Here is a 4,691-nt window from a genome sequence, read left to right on the forward strand (position 1 = left end):
ATCAACATGGCAGCCGTCTGGGTGACACGGTGCTGCAGTCTGGAGATGGTCCGGCCGAGCTGGTGACGTGGGAACACGATCCGGACATTGCTGAGATCGGGGCGGAGATGCCCGTTTCGGTCACCTATGAGGACCTGAACGGCGACGGCGCTGTAGATGCGATCCTGTCTGCGGAAGACGGTTCGATCTGGACACGTCTTGGCGATGGCCAGGGTGGATTCGGTGAGGCGACTGCGGGCACGGGGTCTGCCTCTTTCTTGTCCATGCATTTCGACGACGACGGGCGTGCGGTTTTGACCGGGTCAGACAGCGATGATGTAATCATCGGCGGCGTGGTCGCGCCGGGTGATGGCGCTGGCCAGTTTAAACACGAGAACATCCTCATTGGCGGAGAGGGGGACGACACCTATCTGGTCGGTCGTGACGATGGGACGCTTTGGATTACCGAAGCAGGAGAGTGGGCCGGCAGCGGAACGGACACGGTCCGGTTCAAGGATTTAACGCTAAAAGATATCAGCTTGTCAGCCTACACACATGCAACCTTTGGTGAAAGCCTGAGACTGTTCTGGAACAAAGACGGCATGTCGGGCAACCTTTTCCTGGCCGCTTCGGGAGCTCACATTGAGCGCTTTGAATTTGCAGATGGAACTATGCTTTCCTCTTCTGCGGAGCTTGTCGCAGCCGGCATCCCTGCGCTCGACTTTGCAGGCGCAACCTTTAACAGCTACGAGACCGGCCAGGACGAGGGCGGTTTTGTTTCCACCGAAGGCTATGGCACAACACTTGCCATTCAGGGCAATGCCTGGAAGCAAATGGCGCTTGCTTACGTGGTCACCGGTAACACGGTGATTGAGTTCGACTTCCGCTCGACAAAACAAGGCGAAATGCAGGGTTTTGTTCTGGAGACGGACGATGACTTTACGACCGGGTCCAAGGTCATCCAGCTTTATGGCACAGATACTCACGCTGCGTTTGACCGCAGCTACAGCTATGACGGTTCCGGCAATTGGCAGCATTTCACGATCAAGGCTGGCGACTATCTGACCGGCACGGTCAACGCGCTCGCTTTCGTGAATGATCACGACAAGGGAAGCAAGGACGGCAACAGCTTCTACAGCAACTTCAGGATCTACGAAGCGTCAGATACTTCAGATCCTGGGTCCGGTCCCGACACTTTTAACTTTAGCAGTTCTGTGTTCTCGGCCTATGATCCCGGCCAGGACGGTGAAGGGGTTTTGACTGTTAGTGACGGTGGCGCCACGGTTTCCATTGAAGGCAACGCCTGGAAACAGACGGAATTGACGTATGATGTCACTAGCAACACGGTGATTGAGTTCGACTTCCGCTCGACAAAACAAGGCGAAATGCAGGGTTTTGTTCTGGAGACGGACGATGACTTTACGACCGGGTCCAAGGTCATCCAGCTTTATGGCACAGATACCCACGCTGCGTTTGACCGCAGCTACAGCTATGACGGTTCCGGCAATTGGCAGCATTTCACGATCAAGGCTGGCGACTATCTGACCGGCACGGTCAACGCGCTCGCTTTCGTGAATGATCACGACAGGGGAAGCAAGGACGGCAACAGCTTCTATCGCGATGTGAAGATTTACGAGGCGACCACGATATCAGGGTCTTCTGGGATCGAGCCCGCATTAGATTTCAGAGGTGTCAGTTTCACAAGCTATGCAGGTGGCCAAGACGCTGGTGGAGTGGCATCAGTTAGCAGTGATGGTTCGGAGCTCTTGTTCGAGGGGAACACTTGGAAGCAGATGGTGTTCGACTATCAGGTGACAGCAAACACCATGATGGAATTCGAATATAAATCGACCATCCAGGGGGAAATGCAAGGGCTGGTCCTGGAAACGGACGATGATTTCGAAACCGGATCAAAGGTTATCCAGCTCTACGGCACTGATACCCATGCGAGTTTTGATCGGACGCACTCTTATTCCGGCACGGGAGACTGGCAACACTTTTCGATCAGGGCAGGAGATTTTCTGACAGGAACGGTCAGCGCGCTTGCATTCGTAAATGATCATGACAAGGGGTTGCAAAACGCGAACAGTTTCTATCGCGATGTGAAGATTTACGAGGCGACCACGATATCAGGATCCTCCGGGGACGATGTGCTTAAAGGCACTGTCAACGCAGACCTACTTCTTGGAATGGCAGGAAACGACCGGCTCGAAGGTGCACTGGGAAGCGACATCCTCACGGGTGGGGCTGGCTCGGATACATTCGTCTTCACAAGCGCGGGAGCTTCGAACGACACGATAACCGATTTTGAGACAAGCGGTGCTGAAGCCGATGTTCTCCAATTCGAAAGCTCGGTTTTTGCTGACTTCAATGCCGTTCTCGCCGCTGCTGTTGATGACGGTACGGACACAACCATAACTCTGGATGCGGACACTGCTGTCGTCTTAAAGAGTGTGCTCGTCTCCAGTCTTCAGAGTGATGACTTCGTGTTTGTTTGATCGCTTGTGGTTAGCAAAGGCCACCGTTTTTGTATTTTGGTTCAGGGAAAGAGGTGGCTCGCCGGTCAAATGATTGGTGGCTGCATCCTTTCCCGGCCCCTTTTCCACTCCGATGCGGCACGCTGCCCATGTGTTGCGTGGACAGTACACAGGATATGAGGGACGGGAATGGACGGCAACGATGCAATCTGGAGAGGGCTAAAAATTGCCCTTTCGGACGGCTTGGATCGCTCGGACGGCAGGTTTTCTATTTAGTCTTAGAGTGAATTTATAGGATGATAATGGGTATGCGAAACGCTGAATCCTGCTTCCCCGGTGCTTCCCCGAATATCAAGCTCTTGGCGAAATGTCTTCTAAGTTATTGAAATTGCTGGAGCGGGTGAAGGGAATCGAACCCTCGTCTTAAGCTTGGGAAGCTTCTGCTCTACCATTGAGCTACACCCGCCGCTGTGACTGCTTTCTGGGCCGACTTGGCGTTGGTGTCAAGCGGGTGAGGAGCGTTTCTCCGGGGATGAGCGCAAAATTTCCAATCACCGGTGATCTTGCGTCTGGCGGCAGAAATCGCCATGTTCGCGCCGGTGCGGCAGCGCACACTGGGATTTTAGAACGTCGGGTCAGGATATGCGGCAAAAGGTCAGGGCGCTGGTCACATCGCGCAATTGGGAAATCTGCATCATTGCGATCATCGTTGTGAATGCCATTACGCTGGGCCTGGAAACCAGCCAGCCGGTCATGAGCCGCATCGGCGGTCTGCTGGTGACGGTCGATCACATCATTCTCGGCATCTTCGTCGCCGAGCTGATCCTGCGGCTTTACGCCCATGGCCTGAAATTCTTCAAGGATCCCTGGAGCCTCTTTGACTTTGTCATTGTCGCCATTGCCCTGGTGCCGTCCGGCGGTCCGCTGTCCGTGCTCCGGTCCTTGAGGATCCTGCGTGTCCTGCGCCTGATTTCCGTTGTGCCGTCGCTGCGCCGGGTGATTGGCGGCCTGATTGCCGCCCTGCCGGGCATGGGGTCCATAGTGGTGCTGATGGCGCTGGTCTTTTATGTCTTCGCCGTCATGGCCACCAAGCTGTTCGGGGACACCTTTCCCGAATGGTTTGGCGATCTTGGTGCTTCGCTCTATACGCTTTTCCAGATCATGACGCTGGAAAGCTGGTCGATGGGCATCGTGCGCCCGGTCATGGATGTCTTTCCCTATTCCTGGCTGTTCTTCGTGCCCTTCATCCTGTGCACTGCCTTCACCGTGCTCAATCTCTTTATCGGGATCATCGTCTCGGCCATGCAGGAGGAGCATGAGAGTGAAGCCGACGCCAACCGGCAGGCGATCCATGATGATACCGGCCTGATCCTGCAGGAAGTGAAAGCGCTGCGGGCAGAGCTGACGGAACTGCGCGCAGCCGTAAAGGCGCAGAAAAGCTAGGGTCTCTGAGGAGGGGCGGGTTTGTGAACCGTGAGCTGCGGGAAGGGGATCGTCCAGCCGTTTTCCGTGCAGCACTCAATGGCGAACCGCGCCAGAGCATGTTCGACCGTTTCATAGACGTGCCCCATGCCAGGGCCGATATCCGCCTCGATTTCGTAGTCGAGTGAGGAGGATCCGGCCCGGAACAGGGTCACATAGGTCGCCAGAACGTTATGTGTCCCGATTGTCTCGCGCAGTTTCTGGTCGATATAGGCCTTAAGCGCCAGCTGGATGGTGGAGGCCGCCTCTGCCTGGTGGCCATAATCGATCCCGAATTCGATGGTGGCCCGGTATCTGTGGGACAGGTTTTTCGGGGTCTGGTTCAGAAAGGCAGGGGTTGTGAAATGGGTCACGGCGCCGCCTTCTTCGCGCAGGTGCACCGCTTCGGGACTTTGCAGGACCACTTCCGCCCACAGGCCGTTGTCCAGCAGCACCCAATCGCCTTCTTCACAAGGAAACCACTTTTCGTTGCCGTCCATCGGCCGGGAATGCTGTCCGCGCAATTCGCGCACTGGCACAGTGTAGTGGCCCCCGCGCAGGCTTGGATTTTCCAGTTCGGAATAAAGATCCAGCCGGCTCACACGCCAGGGCACGTTGTTGATGACCACCCGTTCGCCTTCCTGAACAGCCCCCAGATTGAGCAGCAAGGTCACTTGTTCAATCGTGAGCGTCCGTTGAACCCGACCTGCCGCTTTTCGATTTGGTGCGTTAAGTGTCCGCTTAATTAAATGGACATTTAAGGGCCCTTAATGA

At 55.5% G+C, this 4,691-nt stretch carries 3 protein-coding genes and 1 tRNA gene; 2 read left to right on the forward strand and 2 right to left on the reverse strand.

The features are described 5' to 3' along the window. On the forward strand, nt 1–2,477 hold a 2,477-nt coding region (locus ACXAIC_RS24480; RefSeq protein WP_475186984.1), incomplete at its 5' end, for a calcium-binding protein. Nucleotides 2,478–2,848: 371 nt separating this feature from the next. Here ACXAIC_RS24480 and ACXAIC_RS24485 read toward each other — a convergent pair. Continuing rightward, nucleotides 2,849–2,922: transfer RNA gene (locus ACXAIC_RS24485), tRNA-Gly, on the reverse strand. Nucleotides 2,923–3,098: 176 nt separating this feature from the next. Here ACXAIC_RS24485 and ACXAIC_RS24490 point away from each other — a divergent pair. Next, a complete protein-coding gene (locus ACXAIC_RS24490) occupies nt 3,099–3,899 on the forward strand; it encodes an ion transporter (protein ID WP_475186986.1) in 801 nt (266 codons plus the stop codon). Here the strand turns inward: ACXAIC_RS24490 and ACXAIC_RS24495 are convergent. After that, nucleotides 3,896–4,591 (reverse strand): hypothetical protein, encoded by a 696-nt coding sequence (locus ACXAIC_RS24495; protein WP_475186988.1) that lies wholly within the window; start codon nt 4,589–4,591, stop codon nt 3,896–3,898. The two genes, ACXAIC_RS24490 and ACXAIC_RS24495, sit on opposite strands and share 4 nt — an antisense overlap. Between the last annotated feature and the right edge of the window lie 100 nt (nt 4,592–4,691).

It is taken from the genome of Roseibium sp. AWQ4_254, assembly GCF_056161025.1.